The organism is Halorubrum rutilum (assembly GCF_042665015.1).
Taxonomy (GTDB): Archaea; Halobacteriota; Halobacteria; order Halobacteriales; family Haloferacaceae; genus Halorubrum; species Halorubrum rutilum.
In genome coordinates this window covers 76,698-92,967 of record NZ_JBHTBL010000001.1, presented here as the reverse complement: position 1 = coordinate 92,967, position 16,270 = coordinate 76,698, and the positions used below count along the sequence as shown (strand labels likewise).

Annotated in this window: 20 protein-coding genes; 10 read left to right on the top strand and 10 right to left on the bottom strand. The window is 72.2% G+C overall.

Annotation, left to right across the window (positions count from 1 at the left end; genetic code table 11):
* Positions 1-315: 315 nt before the first annotated feature.
* The gene (locus tag ACFQMF_RS00515; RefSeq protein WP_256407820.1) at positions 316-480 is read left to right on the top strand and encodes a DUF7838 family putative zinc beta-ribbon protein; all 165 of its coding nucleotides are present in this window, start codon (positions 316-318) and stop codon (positions 478-480) included.
* 123 nt (positions 481-603) lie between these two features.
* Here ACFQMF_RS00515 and aceA read toward each other — a convergent pair whose 3' ends face one another.
* From aceA to ACFQMF_RS00500, 3 genes are read right to left on the bottom strand one after another with little or no spacing between them, the layout of a single operon-like run.
* The gene (gene aceA / locus ACFQMF_RS00510) at positions 604-1,647 is read right to left on the bottom strand and encodes an isocitrate lyase (protein WP_256407821.1); all 1,044 of its coding nucleotides are present in this window, start codon (positions 1,645-1,647) and stop codon (positions 604-606) included.
* A gap of 5 nt (positions 1,648-1,652) precedes the next feature.
* Positions 1,653-1,817, bottom strand: a complete 165-nt coding sequence (locus tag ACFQMF_RS00505; protein ID WP_256407822.1) for a hypothetical protein — start codon at positions 1,815-1,817, stop codon at positions 1,653-1,655.
* Positions 1,814-2,143, bottom strand: a complete 330-nt coding sequence (locus ACFQMF_RS00500; protein WP_256408413.1) for a hypothetical protein — start codon at positions 2,141-2,143, stop codon at positions 1,814-1,816. Before ACFQMF_RS00500 ends, ACFQMF_RS00505 begins: the two co-directional genes overlap by 4 nt.
* A gap of 255 nt (positions 2,144-2,398) precedes the next feature.
* On the opposite strand from ACFQMF_RS00500, the gene thiL reads away from it, so the two are divergent.
* The gene (gene thiL, locus ACFQMF_RS00495) at positions 2,399-3,292 is read left to right on the top strand and encodes a thiamine-phosphate kinase (RefSeq protein WP_256407823.1); all 894 of its coding nucleotides are present in this window, start codon (positions 2,399-2,401) and stop codon (positions 3,290-3,292) included.
* Positions 3,293-3,362: 70 nt separating this feature from the next.
* Positions 3,363-3,920, top strand: coding sequence for a sugar O-acetyltransferase (locus ACFQMF_RS00490; RefSeq protein WP_256407824.1), 558 nt, complete (start codon positions 3,363-3,365; stop codon positions 3,918-3,920).
* A 4-nt stretch (positions 3,921-3,924) separates the two neighbouring features.
* On the opposite strand, the gene prs is transcribed toward ACFQMF_RS00490, so the two are convergent.
* On the bottom strand, positions 3,925-4,779 hold the full coding sequence (gene prs / locus ACFQMF_RS00485) for a ribose-phosphate diphosphokinase (RefSeq protein ID WP_256407825.1): 855 nt from the start codon (positions 4,777-4,779) through the stop codon (positions 3,925-3,927).
* A 206-nt stretch (positions 4,780-4,985) separates the two neighbouring features.
* On the opposite strand from prs, the gene ACFQMF_RS00480 reads away from it, so the two are divergent.
* The gene (locus ACFQMF_RS00480) at positions 4,986-5,636 is read left to right on the top strand and encodes an HVO_0476 family zinc finger protein (RefSeq protein WP_256407826.1); all 651 of its coding nucleotides are present in this window, start codon (positions 4,986-4,988) and stop codon (positions 5,634-5,636) included.
* 124 nt (positions 5,637-5,760) lie between these two features.
* On the opposite strand, the gene fer is transcribed toward ACFQMF_RS00480, so the two are convergent.
* Positions 5,761-6,150 carry a ferredoxin Fer gene (fer, locus tag ACFQMF_RS00475; protein ID WP_256407827.1) on the bottom strand — a complete coding sequence of 130 codons (390 nt, stop codon included), beginning with the start codon at positions 6,148-6,150 and terminating at the stop codon, positions 5,761-5,763.
* Positions 6,151-6,394: 244 nt separating this feature from the next.
* Here fer and ACFQMF_RS00470 point away from each other — a divergent pair, with 244 nt between their 5' ends.
* From ACFQMF_RS00470 to ACFQMF_RS00460, 3 genes are all read left to right on the top strand, one after another.
* Positions 6,395-7,264 (top strand): CheF family chemotaxis protein, encoded by an 870-nt coding sequence (locus ACFQMF_RS00470; protein ID WP_256407828.1) that lies wholly within the window; start codon positions 6,395-6,397, stop codon positions 7,262-7,264.
* A 79-nt stretch (positions 7,265-7,343) separates the two neighbouring features.
* A complete protein-coding gene (locus tag ACFQMF_RS00465) occupies positions 7,344-7,520 on the top strand; it encodes a hypothetical protein (RefSeq protein WP_256407829.1) in 177 nt (58 codons plus the stop codon).
* 160 nt (positions 7,521-7,680) lie between these two features.
* Entirely contained in the window at positions 7,681-8,580 is a 900-nt protein-coding gene (locus tag ACFQMF_RS00460; RefSeq protein ID WP_256407830.1) for a hypothetical protein, read from the top strand.
* Positions 8,581-8,629: 49 nt separating this feature from the next.
* Here the strand turns inward: ACFQMF_RS00460 and ACFQMF_RS00455 are convergent, their stop codons facing one another.
* Together ACFQMF_RS00455 and psmA are read right to left on the bottom strand one after the other, a co-directional pair.
* Positions 8,630-9,511 (bottom strand): MOSC domain-containing protein, encoded by an 882-nt coding sequence (locus tag ACFQMF_RS00455; RefSeq protein WP_256407832.1) that lies wholly within the window; start codon positions 9,509-9,511, stop codon positions 8,630-8,632.
* Between the two features lie 76 nt (positions 9,512-9,587).
* On the bottom strand, positions 9,588-10,397 hold the full coding sequence (gene psmA, locus ACFQMF_RS00450; protein WP_303654678.1) for an archaeal proteasome endopeptidase complex subunit alpha: 810 nt from the start codon (positions 10,395-10,397) through the stop codon (positions 9,588-9,590).
* 170 nt (positions 10,398-10,567) lie between these two features.
* On the opposite strand from psmA, the gene ACFQMF_RS00445 reads away from it, so the two are divergent.
* The 3 genes from ACFQMF_RS00445 (at position 10,568) to ACFQMF_RS00435 (ending at position 13,978) form a co-directional block, all read left to right on the top strand.
* Positions 10,568-12,025 carry a hypothetical protein gene (locus ACFQMF_RS00445; RefSeq protein WP_256407833.1) on the top strand — a complete coding sequence of 486 codons (1,458 nt, stop codon included), beginning with the start codon at positions 10,568-10,570 and terminating at the stop codon, positions 12,023-12,025.
* A complete protein-coding gene (locus ACFQMF_RS00440) occupies positions 12,018-12,761 on the top strand; it encodes an ABC transporter ATP-binding protein (protein WP_256407834.1) in 744 nt (247 codons plus the stop codon). The genes ACFQMF_RS00445 and ACFQMF_RS00440 overlap by 8 nt, the downstream gene beginning before the upstream one ends.
* 113 nt (positions 12,762-12,874) lie before the next feature.
* Positions 12,875-13,978 (top strand): ABC transporter permease, encoded by a 1,104-nt coding sequence (locus tag ACFQMF_RS00435; protein ID WP_256407835.1) that lies wholly within the window; start codon positions 12,875-12,877, stop codon positions 13,976-13,978.
* Positions 13,979-14,022: 44 nt separating this feature from the next.
* Here the strand turns inward: ACFQMF_RS00435 and ACFQMF_RS00430 are convergent, their stop codons facing one another.
* The 3 genes from ACFQMF_RS00430 to thyA form a co-directional block, all read right to left on the bottom strand.
* Positions 14,023-14,199, bottom strand: a complete 177-nt coding sequence (locus tag ACFQMF_RS00430; protein WP_256407836.1) for a DUF7501 family protein — start codon at positions 14,197-14,199, stop codon at positions 14,023-14,025.
* A gap of 137 nt (positions 14,200-14,336) precedes the next feature.
* Positions 14,337-14,900, bottom strand: a complete 564-nt coding sequence (locus ACFQMF_RS00425) for a dihydrofolate reductase (RefSeq protein ID WP_256407837.1) — start codon at positions 14,898-14,900, stop codon at positions 14,337-14,339.
* Between the two features lie 8 nt (positions 14,901-14,908).
* Positions 14,909-15,937 (bottom strand): thymidylate synthase, encoded by a 1,029-nt coding sequence (gene thyA, locus ACFQMF_RS00420; RefSeq protein WP_256407838.1) that lies wholly within the window; start codon positions 15,935-15,937, stop codon positions 14,909-14,911.
* Positions 15,938-16,270 lie beyond the last annotated feature (333 nt).

Below are 16,270 nucleotides of genomic sequence, written 5' to 3'. Positions count from 1 at the left end.
ATAGCCGCCAGCGACGAGGCTGGGGAGGTGTGAGGTGCCGTGCGGTTGCGGGTGGGTGGGACTCAAAGGGGCAGCCGACGAGGCGGGCGCAGGCGACGCAAGCACCGCAGCGAAGGAGCGAAGCGACTGAGCGAGGAGCGCAGCGAGCGTGCGCCCGCCTCGTCGGCTGGGGCTTTGGAGTTGTTCACCGTCGATCCGGCAGCAACGATTTATAAACGACTGGCTGTCTCTTCGTAGACGGCGATCGCTCACTCCTCATCTTCGTACAACCGGTGAATCAGTAGCTTCAAAACCGCGCCGGACCGAACCGCGGGCATGGCGCTCGAAAAGGACGTCGACTGTCCCTCGTGCGGAGAGACCCGGTCGTTCTACCGGACCGCGGCGATGACCCTCCACCTCGGCGAGAAGACGAAGTGGCGCTGTCCCGACTGCGGCTACGGCTACGTCGAGATCGACGGTATCGACACGCTCCCGGCCTGAGGGGGACCGAAGGCCGGTCCGGGCGGTTCCGCGGGCTACCTTCGTTCGCTCGACCGGGAACGAACGGCGCTCGGAGAGACGCGAGGGCGCGGGTGATGGATCCGACGGCCGCGCCCGGTCCGATCAGTCGTCGTCGCTCTCGCTCGCCGTGATCGGGTCGCGCTCCTCGTCGGTGAAGCCGGCCGACTCCTCGTGTCGGGCCGACGCCTCGGGGTCGAAGCGCGCCTCGACGTCCTGGTACCGCGGGACGAAGGAGAGCTCGTGGTGGCTCTCCGTCTCGTGGCCGAGGTAGCGCTCTTCGAGGTCGAACTGGGCCTCCTCGTCGTTCTCGGCGATGTTCTGCAGGTCCTCGTACACCGCGTGGGCGCCCGAGTGGAGCCCGTAGAGGGTGATGAAGATGTACTGGTAGCCGAGGTCGCCGAGCTCCGCGAAGGTGAGCGGGTCCTCCTCCTCGCTCCACGCGAACGACGAGGAGTAGTTGAACGCGAGGTCGAGGTCGGGGTGGGTCTCGTGGATCGTCTCCGCGTACTCGATCGCGTCCTCGCGCGACGGGTCGGGCATCTCCGGCCAGACGAGGTCGACGCCGGCGTCGGCGTAGATCCGGCCGCGTTCGAGGTGCTCCTCCCAGTCGCCGTTGGCGGAGCCGTAGGCGTCGGTGCGCGCGATGATCACCGTGTCCTCGCTCTGCTTGGCGTCGACGGCCGCCTCGAAGCGCGACCGCGCCTGCTCGCGGGAGACGATCTGCTTGCCGGCGATGTGGCCGCACCGCTTCGGCGAGGTCTGGTCCTCGATGTGGACGGCGGCGACGCCGGCCTTCTCGTACTCGCGGACCGCGCGGCGGACGTTGTGGACGCCGCCGTAGCCGGTGTCGCAGTCGGCGACCACCGGGAGGTTCGTCGCCTCGACCATCCGCTTCGCGTTCTCGACCATCTCGGTCATCGTGACCATCTCCAGGTCGGGGAAGCCGAACTGACCGAGGACGGTCGAGTAGCCGCTCATGTAAGCGGCGTCGACCCCCGCCATCTCGGCGAGGCGGGCGTCGAGCGCGTGGTAGATCCCGGGCGCGAACGTGTACTCCTGCTCGTCGAACAGCTCGCGCAGCCGCCGGCCGGCCGGGTTGTCGATGTCTCTCGTGAAGACGTCGTCGTCGAGTTGGTTTGGATGCATGGGTGTCACTCCGCGGCGTCTTCGACGGGGCGCTCGGTCGCGGAACGGTCGTTCGCGGCCCGATCGGTCGCGGGGCGGTCCCTCGCGAGCCGGTCGGTCGCGTCGCGCGTGAACGTCGTCGGGTCCGGCCGCGGCCCGTCGCCGGTGCCGGCCATCGGGACGGCGCTCATCGCGACCCCCCGTCGGTCCGCGCGCGGCGCGTCGGACGCAGGTCCGGGACGAGCGGGGCCTCCCGCTCCGCGTCCGTCGGCGGCGGGCTCGGGCGGCCGGGCGTGTCGAACGGCTCGGCGGTCGCGTCGGTCCGGACGGTCCCGTCGGTCTCACCGGTCCCGTCGGTCCCGGCGGTCGCGTCGGGCCGCGTCGGCGGAACGAGCGGCGCGCCCGCCTCCTCGGTGATCGGCGTGCGGCCGGGGATCGGCGGAGAAGCGTCGGCGGTCGTCCGCTGGTCTGTCGGTCGGGTCGTCTCGGGCGTCGTGGTGTCGTCAGGTGTCGTCATCGGGTCGTGTGGGCGGTTGCGGTGGTCGTCTGGTGGTCGATCGCTCGTCGCGTCGGGCTGCCGCGTGTCCGCGTACGGATACTGACATTGCACTTGGTGAGTTCGGAGGACCGGTAATAAACATAATGATTGATAATGATAATATTCGTTAGCATGTTTTACCTATTTAAATGGCGCTTGGTATCACGGCTCACGATCCGGCGACGAGGGGCCGGACCGATCCATACTAACCGGTTCCGGCGCGTGTGGACGCCCGTGAACGAGCGCGACGCGCTTCGCCGGCTCGCCGCCGACCTGCCGCACGCGGGCGACGACGCGGCCGTCGTCGGCGACACCGTCATCACGACCGACATGCTCCACGAGCGCACCGACTTCCCGCCGGGGACGACCCGGTACACCGCGGGGTGGCGCGCGGTCGGCGCGTCGCTCTCGGACGTGGCGGCGATGGGGGCGCGCGCGACCGCGGCGGTCGCCGTCTACGCCGACGACGTCTTCGACCCCGACCAACTGGACCGGTTCGTCGCCGGCGCGGTCGACGTCTGCGAGGCGGTCGACGCCGAGTACGTCGGCGGCGACCTCGACTCCCACGGGGAGTTCACGACCGCCTCGACCGCGATCGGGGCGGTCACCGACGCCGGCCCGGTGACGCGCTCGGGGGCGGCCGCGGGCGACGCGCTCTGCGTCACCGGCGAGTGGGGCCGGTCGGCGGCCGCGCTCCGCCTGTTCGAGCGCGGCGACGACGCCGCGGTCGAGCGCGCCAACGACCTGTTCCGGCTCGCGCCGCGGGTCGCCGACGGGGTCGCGCTCGCCGGGCGCGCGACCGCGATGATGGACTCCTCGGACGGGCTCGCGCGGTCGCTCCACCAGCTCGCGGAGGCGAGCGAGGTCGGCTTCGCGCTCGACCGCGACCGGCTCCCCGTCCACCCCGCGGTCGACGACGTCGCGGAGGGGCCGGCAGACCGGTTCGAGCTGGCCGCGCACTTCGGCGAGGACTTCGAGCTCGTCTGCGCGGTCCCCGAGGGCGACCTCGACGACGCCCGCGAGGGCTGTCCCTCCGGGCTCGCACGCGTCGGCACCGTCGTCGACGCCGCGGAGGGGGTGACCGCCGACGGCGACCCCCTCGCGGACCGCGGCTACACGCACGGGTGAGGACCGGTCGACGAGCGAACCGGGCGGCCGAACCGCCGGCCCTTATGCCCGGGGTCCCGTCGGTCCCCGCATGGCGACCGAGACGGAGCGGATGCTGGCCGGAGAGCCGTACGACCCGAGCGATCCGGCGCTCGCCGCCGACCGCGCCCGCGCCCGCGACCTCGCCCGCCGATACGACGCGACGAGCGAGGCCGAACGGGACCGGCGCGGGCGGCTCCTCCGCGAGCTGTTCGACGCCGTCGGCGAGGACCCGACCGTCCAGCCGCCCGTGCGCTGCGACTACGGCTACAACGTCGCCGTCGGCGACGGCTTCTTCGCGAACTACGGCTGCGTCCTCCTCGACTCGAACCCGATCGAGTTCGGCGACCGCTGCCTGCTCGGCCCGGGCGTTCACGTCTACACGCCGACGCACCCGATCGACCCCGAGGAGCGCGCGACCGGCCGCGAGCGCGCGGAACCGGTGACCGTCGGCGACGACGTCTGGATCGGCGGCCGCGCCGTGCTCAACCCCGGCGTGACCGTCGGCGACGGCGCGGTGATCGCCTCCGGCGCGGTGGTAACGAGGGACGTTCCGGCGCGTGTGGTGGTCGGCGGGAACCCGGCGCGGGTGATCCGGGAGATCGAGTAAGGGGCTACTCCAGCGCCTCGGCGAGAGCGGGGGCGACGCTGACGACGCTACAGCCCCGCTCGACGGTGTCGCTGCCGACGATGCGGTCGACGCCGGCGCCCCGGAGCTTCGTCACGGCGTTGGCGACGAGCACCGGGTGGACGCAGGCCGCGAGCACCCGCGCCGCGCCGCGGTCGTTCAGCACGGCGACCGCCTCGCTCATCGTCGACCCGGTGGCGACGATGTCGTCGACGACGACCACGTCCCGCCCCGACACGGCCGCGTCCGACGGGGACACCGCGACGGCGCCCGTCTCCCGGTCGCGGTGCTTCTCGAAGTAGTCCGTCTCGCCCGCGCCGTACGCGTCTCGGACCGTCTCGGCGATGTCGACGGCGCCCGCGTCCGGCGCGAGGAACAGCGGCTCCGCGAGGCCGGCCGGGAGGGGGTCGGCGAGGACGCTCGCGGCGTCGGCGACGTCGACGGGGACGTCGTAGAGCTCGGCGACGCGCGGCTCGTGGGGGTTGACGAGGACGACGCGGTCGGTCCCGGTGGAGATCGCCCGCGCCATCGCCCGCGCCGAGACGGGCTCGCCCGCCCCGAACGACTCGTCCTGTCGGGCGTAGCCCATGTAGGGGATCACCGTCGACACGCGCTCGGCGCCGGCCTCGCGGACGGCGTCCTGGAGCTGGAGCAGTTCGACCCACGCCTCGTCGGAGTCGGTCGTCGCGACGACCGTCGCCTCGTCGGCGTCGAAGTCGGGCACCGCCGCGAGCGTCTCGCCGTCCGGGAACCGGTCATACGTCGGCGTCGCCAGCGGCCGACCCGTCTCCTCGGCGAGCGCGGCCGCGAGCAGCTGTGAGCTGGATCCGGGAACGATCATGGGCGTCCGTTCCCCTGACACCGGTAAACCAGTTTCCTTACTCCGGCGGGGCCGGTTCGGACTCGGACCGATTCGGCCTCGGACCGATTCGGCCTCGGACCGATCGCCGTCGACCCGCCCCGGCTCGTCCCCCGCTCCACGAGAGCGCGTGACGCACCGCGGCCACAGGGGCGGATATTTACGCGAGCGGCGGGTACGACGCCGTAATGACCGAAACAGGAGACCGAGTCGGCCTCGCTTGCCCGTCGTGCTCCCCGGGCGAGGAGACCGTCCACGAGGTGTTGCGCCCCGGCGGGCAGGCGACCGTCCGCTGTACCGACTGCGACCACACGCACAAGGCCGAGATCCCGGAGGCGGAGACCGTCGAGCTGAAGATCGTCGTCTCGCAGGACGGCGAGTCGTTCACCACCCGGATGGACGTGCCGGCGGACACCTACGTCGCGACCGGCGAGGAGTTCGTCGTCGACACCCCCGACGCGCTGATGCAGGTCCGGGTGACCGGGATCGAGGTCGGCCCCGAGCAACGGGTCGAGGAGGCCGGCGTCGAGGACGTCGCGACGCTGTGGACCCGCGCGGTCGACAACGTCTCCGTGCCGGTGACGCTCCACCCGAAGGACGGTGACGCCGACGAGACGCGCTCAGTCCGGGTGAACGTCCCCGGCGACTACGAGTTCACGGTCGGCGAGACCGTCGAGTTCGGCGACGAGGAGTTCGCCGTCGAGGGCGTCCAGATCCGCGAGGACGCCCCCGAGTACCGCCACGAGAAGCTGGACCACGAGGGCGACTTCGCCTACGCGAAGGACTGCAAGCGGGTGTACGGCCGCGACGAGAGCCTGACGGCGTGGTCCGCCTGGTAGGGGGCGTCACGGGGAGTGAAGAGGGCGGCCGCTCTCCGGGTGGCGCGTTCGAAAAAACGGTGAGGCCGATGTGGGCGACCCACATCGAACACCGTCTGTGAGTGCGACCGCGGTCGGTGCGGCGTTAGATGACGCGGTTCTGCAGGTAGTCGAGGTGTTTCGCGTTGTAGACGATCTTGACCTCGTCGGTCGCCGGGCTGCCGATGCAGGTGAGGCGGACGTTCTTCTCTTCGACCTCCTCGTCGGAGAGGATCTGCTGCATGTCCATCTCGATGTCGCCCTCCTTCACGATGGACGCGCAGTTCGCGCAGGCGCCGGCGCGGCACGAGAAGGGCCAGTCGTAGCCCTGCGCCTCGGCGGATTCGAGGATGTACTCGCCCTGGTTGACTTCGAGGGTGCCGTAGTCCTCGGCGTCGAGGTCGGCGTCGGCGGCCTCCTCGAAGAGGTCGTCGTCGTCCATCGACCAACCGTGGTCGTCGAGCACTTCGTAGTTGAGGTATTCTACTGTGGGCATCACCTGATGGTTTGATGCCCTCCTCATTAGGCTTTGCTGTTCCTCGGCTCTCGGCGGTCGATCGATCGACCGATCGAGGGGCGAACGAGGCCCGAGCGAGGCCCGAGCGAGGCCGAACGAGGGCCGTTCCGGAATCGAGCGGAGTCCGAACGCGTCCGGCCGCACCCGAGTGCCTGACAGATCGTTATCAGGAGTGATACGTCGTGGGCAACAGTAAATAGCGAACGGCGCATAGCGTGGTCCGATGGAGGAGTCCGTCGTCGCCGACTTCGTCGGTCGCGTCCACGCCCCGGACGTCGGAGGGGACGAGCCGGTGACGGGGCGGGTGCTCCTGAGCGAGCGTCGGCTGGTGCTCGTGACGGACGACGGGAAGACGACCGTCCCGCTCTCCGGCGTGTTCGACGTGGTCGTCGGCACGGTCCCGGGCGACCTGCGCTCGTTCTTCAGCGACAGCGTCACCCTCGCGTACGACCGCCGAGGGGAGCGGCGCACGGCCCTCGTCGAGGGCGAGCCGGACGACATGGACCGGTTCGTCCGCCTGCTGTTCACGGCCCTGCTGCGCGACGTGACGGTCACCGTCCGGCACCCCGCGAAGGTCGGCGGACGCGTCACGGACGCGTCGGACCACACGGCGTCGGTGACGCTCTCGCCCGGCGCGATCGGCTTCGTCGACTGCCCCGACCCGTTCAAAGTCGACCTCTCCGCCGTGATCGACTACGAGCGGACCGACCGGACGCTCGCGGGGACGCGGCGGCCCGCGCTCGTGTTCCGGCACGCCGTCGACGGGCGGACCGTCTCCTCGATCGCGACCGTCCCGAACGAACGGACGCTGAACGTGCTCGGCCGGTACATCAAGCTGGAGTACGACGAGGCCATGGAGGAGCTGGAGTCGTTCGACCCGACCGAAGAGCAGCTGGAGATCCTCGTGTCGATCTACTCGGCCGGCGGCGAGGCCGACATCGCCGACGTGGTCACGGGCGACGTGACCCGGACGTCGATGGTCCTCGACACGCTCCGCGACGAGGAGCTCGTCGTGGACGGCGAGTCGGGGGCGGCGCTCACGCGGAAGGGACAGATGATCGTCACCTCCTACCTGGAGTCGGTCAACGCCTGACGGGCTCCCGTCTGCCGGGTCCGAGACCGGAGACGTCGCCCGACCGAACGACTATGCGCTCGGAGGGCGTACGTCGGGTATGGGATTCAAGACCGACCTGAGCAACGGAATCATTTCGCTCGTCATCAGCCTCGCCGTGACCGCCGCGGCCGCGCGCTCCGACGGCGACGGTGAGTGGTCGACGGGCGAGTTGCTGGCCGCGGTCGGGATCGCCTCGTTCCTCTCGGGGTACCTGACCAGCTACTTCGCGAAGTAGGGGAGGGGCGGACCGCCGCCGTCGCCGTGACCGACCGATCGGCGTCGCCGTGACCGACCGATCGACGTCGTCATGGCCGACCGAGCGACGTCGTTCCGACCGGTCGAGCGACGCCGCCACGGGGGGAAGTTTCATGCCGGTTCGGACGTAGGTAGTTCACATGCCAGACGACCGCCACGGGCGTTCGACGCGGCTCGACGCCGCGGCCCGCGACCGGGGGATCGACGCGCCGGCGGGCGGCCGCCGCGACGCGTCGCCCGACGACGCGGGGCCGCGGACCGCGCGAGTGCCGGAGCCGCACGTTCACGACACCTTCTCGGTGGACGGGATCGACACGAAGCGGCGCGAGGGGCTCCTGGAGGCCGTCCTCCTCGACCGCGACGACGTCAGCGCCGCCTCGGCGACGAAGCGGAACGGGACGGTCGGGATCCACCACGACCCCGACGTTTCCCGCGAGGAGCTCCGGGACGCGCTGGAGGCCTGCGGGCTCGTGGTCGCGCCGGGCGACGCGGCGTTCGAGGTGCGGCGCGCCGCGCAGTTCGCCTCCGCGCGCGTCGCCGTCGCCGTCCTCTTCGGGCTGATGGTGGCGACGCCGTACATCGCCGTCCTCTACCCCACCCGGATCGAGTGGCTGTTCTACGACCCGGTGACGGTCCAGTACCTCCAGTCGATCCTCGACTCCAACATGGCGACGCATTTCTTCGTCAACCTCGGATCGCTGTCGGGGATCGCGTTCCTCGTCGCCTGCGGGCCGATGATCAAGCGGTCGCTCGCCGCGGCGGCCGCGGGCCGCGTGACGAACGAGAGCGCCTTCGTGGCGGGCGTGACCGCGCTGTTCGGCTACAGCACCCTCGCCGCGTTCACGGCGTTCGAGGGCGCCGTCCACTACGACCTGATCGCCTACGCGGTCGTCGCCGTCACCCTCTGGAACCACTTCGGCGTCGGCGCGTCGACGCCCGACACCGCGAGCGTCGAGGAGCCGACCGCCGACGGGACCGCCGACGCCGCGACCGAGGCCGCCGAGGAAGAGCCGGTCGCGCTGACCGACGGCGGTCGGTAGTCGCCGGCGACCCGGAGGCTCTCTTCTCGCCGAGTCCCGTCCCCGACGCTCAGTAGGGTTCCCCGTCGAGCGGCTCGACGCCCGCGATCGTCACCTCGTCGCCGACCGCGAGGGCCGACCCCCGCTCGGCCTCCGGAACGACGGTGTTCACCATCAGCCGGAAGTCGTGGTCGAACCGGTCGCTCTCGGTCCAGTCCGGGAGCGTCGCGCGGCGGTTTTCCATGAACGCCTCGCGGAACCCGTCGATCTCGGCGCCCGTGTCCGGGTCCCGAGACGGGACGACGCAGCGCTGGCAGGGGTTGACGCCGAGCAGCTCGGCGTCGCCCGCGGCGAACCGGACCGCCTCCCCGCGGTCGGCGAACAGCCGGTCCTCCCAGAACGCGGGACAGCCGTCGACGACGACGTTGGGGCGCAGCCGCCGGCGCATCTCCGTCGCGTCCGCGACCGCGTCGAACCAGCCGGCGACCGTCTCCAGGGTCGCGCGCGAGACCACGGTTGGGCCAGCGGCGGCCCGGTCGTCCGGGAGCCCGCCGTCGGGCTCGCGGGCCAGGTCGACGGCGTAGCCGAGGTAGTCGCCGACCCACGCCGCCAGCGCGTCGCCGTCGTCGGGGAGCGCGAACGTCCGCTCGTCGGCGTCGGCCCCTGTCTCGGGCCGCGCCGGCCGCGAGAGGGTCACCGCGGTCGGCGTCGCGTCGGCCGGGCCGGCGAGCTCGTAGCTCGCGCGGAGCCCGTGGACCGCCGGCTCGCGCTTCCCGTTGACGTAGCCGCCGCTCCCGCCGACGGAGGCCTCGTGCGGGTCGACGCCGGCCTCGACGAGCGCGTACGTCCGGTCTCCGCGGAGCGCGCCGGCGGGTCCGATCTCGGCGCGGTCGAGGGCGACGCCGTCGTTCGACTTCAGGGGATAGGCGACGAGTTCCGCGACGCGTACCATGGCCGGCGTTCGACGGCGGGAGAGAAAAGCGATCGGTCGGCGGGAACCGCGGCGTTGCGCCTCGTCGGCGGCGTCGTTACTCCTCGTCGCTCGCGTCGTCCGCGTCGGCGTCGTCGCCCGCGTCCTCGCCCGCATCGGCGTCGGTCTCCTCGTCGGCGTCGTCGCCGCCGAGCCCGGCCGCCTCGAACGCCTCGGCGACCTCGTCGCCGGGGACGGTCCGGTAGCCGTCGGCCTCGGTGATCGTCGCGACCGCGACGTCGTCGGCGTCGAACTCGTCCTCGTGGGCCGCGAGCGCGGCGAGGCCCAGCTCGATGCCGGCGGACAGCGAGAGGTCGTCGGTCCACTCCGCTTCCAAGTGACCCTGGATCTCCTTCCGGCCGCCGCCGATGACGGTCGCCTTCCACTCGTTCGGGGTGCCGGAGGGGTCGGCGGCGAACAGGCGCGGCTCGCCGTCGTCGATGCCGCCGATGAGGAGCGCGGCGCCGTACGGGCGCGTGCCGCCGCGCTGGGTGTTCTCCTGGATGTGGTCGGTGACGAACTTCGTCAGCGTCTCGACGCCGACGGGCTCGCCGTAGCGCAGGCGGTTCCCCTGCGACTGGCGGCGCGCGAGGTCGATCAGCTGTCGCGCGTCGGCGACGTGGCCGGCGCTCGCGGTGCCGAGGTGGTCGTCGAGCTTGTGGAGCTTCTCGATGCTCTCGGCCTCCATCAGCGTCGAGGAGGCGCGGGACATCGCGACGAACACGACGCCCTCGGCGGTGCGGATCCCGACGCTCGGCGCGCCGCGCGAGACCGCCTCGCGGGCGTACTCGACCTGGTAGATGCGCCCGTCGGGCGAGAACAGCGACGTGCCGCGGTCGTACGCCTGCTGGTCGTTGCCGCCCATCATCGCCGATCACCCGCTCTCGCGGTGTCGCCTTGGCTCATTACCTCCCCTTACGCCGGACGGTTGAAAAAGGGTCCGTAACCGGTACGCCCCGGGCGCGACCCGGGGACACTTCCCCGCCCGCGGTCGGCGGGAGAGGGGTCGAGTCGCCGGTCCCGACCTACGACGGATATATGTCGATCGGTCCCCTAACAGGGTCGACATTGATTCCCACACGAACGACGGCCGCCCTGCTGGCCCTTCTGACGCTGTTCGCGGCGGTCGGCGGCGCCGCGGCGGTGCCCGACACGCGGATCGCGATCGACGCGGTCGAGCCGAGCACGAGCGAGCCGGTCGTCGGCGAGCGCACGACGCTGAACGTCTCGCTCTCGAACTCCGGCGGGAGCCCCGCCGCCGCCGACGTGACGAGCGTCAGGGTCGTCGACGCGGCCGACGACGACGCGGAGCCATTGGACGAGGCGACCGCGGTCGGCGCGCTCTCGGCCGGCGACGCGCTCGACGTCGAGCTGTGGACGCGGTTCGACGAGCCAGGCGAGCGCCGGCTCACGGTCGAGGTCGTCGCCGAGGAGGAGGCGACCGGCGACGAGGAGGCGGGCGAGGGCGGCACGGTCACCGTGACGCGCGACGTCGTCCTCGACGTCCAGCCGGCCGAGGTGACGCTCGACCTCCGGACGCGCGGGCTCGCCCCGGAGGACCTCCAGAGCGACGACGAGGGCGAGGGCGCCGGGGGCGTCGGCGTGAGCGGCATCGAGGGGATCTTCGGCGGCGGTGGCGGCGGGCTCGACACCGGCGACGACGCCGAGCGGGCCGCGGAGTCGGCCGACTCCCCCGTGGCGGTGACCGTGGTCAACACGGGGACGACGACCGCCGACCGCGTGAGCCTGACCGCGGTCGGCGAGCCGGTCGCCGGCGGAGGGGGAAGCGGGAACGGGAGCGACGGCGACGACGCGGGCGGCGGGGCCGGCGAGGCCGACGACGCCGGCTTCGAGGCCGGGCCGTACGTCGTCGAGGACGTCGCGCCCGGCGAGGCGCGCGATGTCGTCGTCGACCTCGGGCCGCTCGACCGGCGCTCGGCCGTGACGTTCACGGCGGCGTTCCGCTCGGGCCTCGACGCGCAGGCGGGCGCCGGCGCGGAGCGCACCGCGACGTCGACGCTCCGGTACCCCGCGCACGAGGGGGCGCCGACGGTCACCGACGCGACGGTCGAGACGGTCGGGGACGGCGAGGTCACCGTCGACGCCAACCTCGGCAACGCGGGCGGCGGGGAGCTGGAGGGCGTCGTCGTCTCGGTCGGGGAGGCGCCGGGCGTCGAGCCCACGCCCCCCGGCCGCGAGTACTTCGTCGGCGCGGTCGGCGCCGGCGACTTCGTCGCCTTCGACCTCGACGCGACGGCGAACGCGTCGGTCGCCGACCGGGTCCCGATCCGGATCGCGTACACCGAGCGCGGCGTGCGGTACGTCGAGACGGAGACGGTGGCGCTCCCCGACGCGGCGGGCGGCGCGAACGGGAGCACGGGGGCCGTCGGAACGCTGGGCTCCGCGGGCGGGATCGGGGCGCTCGGGGCGGTCGGCCTCGTCGGCGCCGCGGGGCTCGCGGTCGCGGGGGCCGTCGTCCGTCGCCGCGATGTATAGCGTCGAGCTGCGGGGCGCGACCAAGCGCTACCCCGGCGGGGGCGCGGAGCCCGTGGTCGCGCTCGACGACGTCGACTTCGCGGTCGAGCCGGGCGAGTTCGTCGCGGTCGTCGGGCCGAGCGGCTCCGGGAAGTCCACGCTGCTGAACGTGCTCGGGCTGCTCGACGACCCGACCGAGGGGACGCGGCTCCTCGACGGGACGGACGTGACGAGCCTCTCGGTCGCCGGGCGCACGGCGGCGCGCAAGGAGTCGATCGGGTTCGTCTTCCAGGACTTCCACCTGCTGCCGACGCTGACCGCGGTCGAGAACGTCGCGCTGCCGACCGCGTTCGACCCCGGCGACGCGAGCGACCGCGCCGCCGACCTCCTCTCTCGGTTCGGGCTCGGCGACCGGCTCGACCACGAGCCGTCGGAGCTCTCGGGCGGGCAGAAGCAGCGGGTCGCGATCGCCCGGTCGCTGATCAACGAGCCGGCGGTGCTGCTCGCGGACGAGCCGACCGGGAACCTCGACACGGAGACGGGCGAGTCGATCCTCGCCGAGTTCGAGCGCGTGAAGGAGGAGGGGGTCGCGGTCGTCGCGGTGACGCACGACCCGCTCGTCGAGGAGTACGCCGACCGCGTCGTCGAGCTCACCGACGGCGTGCTCGTCGGCGGCGTTCCGGACGGCAGAGGCAGCGAGGCGGACGAGGAGGCGCCTCGTCCCGACCCCGAAACGGCGAGCGCGGGTGACCGATGAGCCGGATCGACTCGCTCGACTCACTGGATTCACCGAACTCACCGAATTCACCGAACTCACCGGACTCGCCGGGGTTCGGTGACCGGCTTCGGGGCTGGCGCCCCGCGGTCGCGATGGCGGCGCGGAACCTGCGCCGGAACCGGGTGCGGACAGCGCTCGCGGTGCTCGGCGTCTGCATCGGCGTGCTCGCGGTCGCGGCGCTCGGGATCTTCGGCAACGTGCTGGCGCTCGGCGCCGACGACGCCATCGGCGACATCGGCACGCAGGTGGTGGTCTCGCCGAACGCGGACGCCGGGATCGACTCGTTATCCGACGCCGACGTGGCGGACATCCGGCGCGCCGTCGGCGAGCCGGCGGTCGTCCCGCTGTACTCGGACAACGCGGTCGTCGCCGGCCCGACGGAGCAGGAGTTCGCGACCGTCTACGGCGTCGAGGAGCCGGCGCTCGCGTTCGAGGCCGCCGAGGGGCGGCTCCCCGAGCGCCACCGGCGGGGCGCGATCGTCGGCGCGAGCGTCGCCGAGGAGCTCGGCGTCGGCGCGGGCGACACCGTCGAGATCGCCGGGTCGCAGGTGCGGGTCGTCGCGGTGCTCGTCGAGAGCCAGACGTTCAGCCCGGTGGCGCCCGACGACGCCGTCTTCCTCCCCGAGTCCGCCTTCTCGACCGACGGGTACGCACAGGCGCTCGTCGTCGCGGAGTCGGGCGAGGCCGCGCGGGCCGCGGCGGACGCCATCCGCGAGGAGGTGAACGCCCGCGAGGAGCGCGTCGACCTGTTCGAGCTCGCCGCGATCGTCGACGAGATCAACGAGTTCTTCGGCCTGCTGAGCACGTTCCTCCTCGGGCTCGGCGCCATCTCCCTCGTCGTCGCCGGCGTCTCGATCCTCAACGTGATGTTAATGAGCACCGTCGAGCGGAGACAGGAGATCGGCGTGATGCGCGCGGTCGGCGTGACCCGCCGCGACGTGTTGCGCGTGCTGCTCGCGGAGGCCGGCCTCATCGGGGCCGCGGGCGCCGCCGCGGGGACCGTCCTCACCGTCCTGCTCGTCGCCGGGCTCGTCCTCGCGACGCCCGAGGTGGACCCCGCGCTCGCGCTCGACCCGACGAACGGCTACTACCTGATCCTCGCGCTCGGCTTCGGCGTCGGCGTGGGGCTCGTCAGCGGGGCCTACCCGGCCTGGAAGGCGGCGAACGAGCGGCCGGTGGAGGCGCTACGGAACTGAGCGGCCGCGGCGGCCGCGGTTTCCCGGCGTCGCGAGCGAGGTCGTCACCCGGCCCAGCCGCCCCGCATGTCGTCGGTCACGCGGTCACGCCAGGTCCCGAAGGCGTCCCGACACTCCGGGGTCTCCTCGATGTGCCGGACGAAGCCGGCGCCGGGAGACGACAGCTCCGCCTCGCAGAACGGACACCGCCTCGGCTCGATCGTCGACTCGGCTAGCGCCATGTCAACAGGTGACAACCTGGAGCGGTAAAAGCGTTGTTACGTTTGGTTATCAGCGAGAACGCTGTCGGTATCCGACAGCGTTCGACTTGTTCGGAGTTCGAACGACCACTCCGGGGCCGGAGTCGACGACCGTCGGTTCACTCGGTCGCTCGCTCGTAGGTGACGAACGCGAGGCCGTCGTCGTCGGCGTCGGCAGCGGCGTCGGCCTCGGCGCCGGCGTCCGCGGCGAGCTCGCGGTCGACCTCGCGCCACGCGTCGGCGTCCCAGTCCGGGAAGCGCGTGTCGCCGTCGGGGCGCTCGGGGACCTCCGTCAGCACCAGTCGGTCGGCGCGGTCGAGGAGCTGTTCGTACACCGCCGCGCCGCCGATCACGTACGCCTCGTCGACGCCGCGGTCGGCGGCGTCGGCGGCGGCGAGCGCGACCGCCTCGTCGACGTCGCCCGCCGCGACCGCCCCCTGGGGGAGGTCGAGGTCGCGCGTCGTCAGCACGACGCTGGTGCGGTCGGGGAGCGGGCCGCCGATCCGGCCGGCGATGCTCTCGTACGTCTTCCGGCCGACGATCACGGGGTGGCCGGTCGTGAGCCGCTTGAAGTGCGCGAGGTCCGCCGGGTAGTGCCACGGCATCCCGCCCGCGTCGCCGATGACGCCGTTCTCGGCGACGGCGGCGACGACGACGAGGTCGAGCTCCGTCTCGGGGTCCATCTGGTGCGTCACTCCGCGACTGCGAACGAGAGCCCGTCCGCGGAGTCGTAGTCGACGAGCTCGACGTCGTCGTAGGTCAGCTCGTCGAGTGGCTCGTCCGCGATCTCGATACGTGGGCGCTCGCGCGGCTCCCGCGAGAGCTGTTCGAGCAGGCCGGGGACGTGGTCGTACCCCGCTTCGCCGTCCGCCTCGTCGGGCGCAGTGCGCTCGACCCAGTCCTTCACGTCGAGGTAGTCGGCCTTGCTCTCGACGCTCGCGAGCCGCTCCTGGACGTACTTGAGGTTGTTCGCGTACCACTTCCCGCGCTCGCCGCGGCCGCAGTAGACGTGCGCGTCGACGACGGTGTGGCCGAACTCGCCGACCTCGAACCCCGACCGCTGCGCGAGCGCGTTCGCGAGCAGCGCGTACGCGGCGACGTTGAACGGCACCCCGAGCGCGATGTCGCCCGAGCGCTGCGTGAGGTGGAGGTTCAGTCGGTCGTCCTGGACGTTGACGACGAACGAGTAGTGGCAGGGCGGGAGCGTCGAGGTCGCGGCGTTGGCGGGGTGCCACGCGTTGACGACCATCCGGCGCGAGCGGGGGTTCTCTTCGAGGGTGTCGAGCACGTACCGGATCTGGTCGAAGGTGCGACGCTCGGTCCCGTCGGGGGCCTCCTCGACGGTCACCCAGCGGTGGGCGTCCTCGGGCCACGTCTCGCCGGGGAGCGCGGCGTCCTTGCCCGGAACCGGAAAGCGGCGCCAGAACCGGCCGTAGGCGGTGTCGAGCCGCCCCTCCTCGTCGGCCCACGCGTCCCAGATCTTCGTCTCCTCGCGGAGGTTCCGGACGTGCTCCTCGCCGGAGAGGTACCACAGCACCTCGTGGATGAGCGAGTTCCAGCGGTAGCCGTCCATCTTCTTCGTGGTGAGGAGCGGGAACCCCTCCGCGAGGTCGACGGTGTACTGCCCGCTGAACGACGCGATCGTGTCGACGCCGGTCCGGTTCGGCTTGTACGTGCCCGTCGACAGGGTGTCGTCGACGAGATCGAGGTACTGTTGCATGGTGGTCGGCGTCGCCCCCGTCCCGCGGGCACGCGAGGCGACTGTCTATCGGGTCAAACGCGCGGCGGAAAGTAAGTGTGTCGCGAACGAATTGCGGGGACGCGTTTACGCACACGTCAGTGTCGATCGGCAATTTATAAGCGATCGAAGCGGTGGCGCGCGCCTCCGAGCGGCCGCCGCCGGCGGCCGCGAGGAGCGCGTGCGAGGGACGCGGCGACCCAAGGGAGCCGCGAGGCTGGGGAGGTATGAGGTGCGGTCGCGGTGCGGGGCGGGATTCAAAGGGGCAGCCGTGAGGCGGGCGCAGGCGAAGTAAGGACCGCAGAGAGCGAGCGA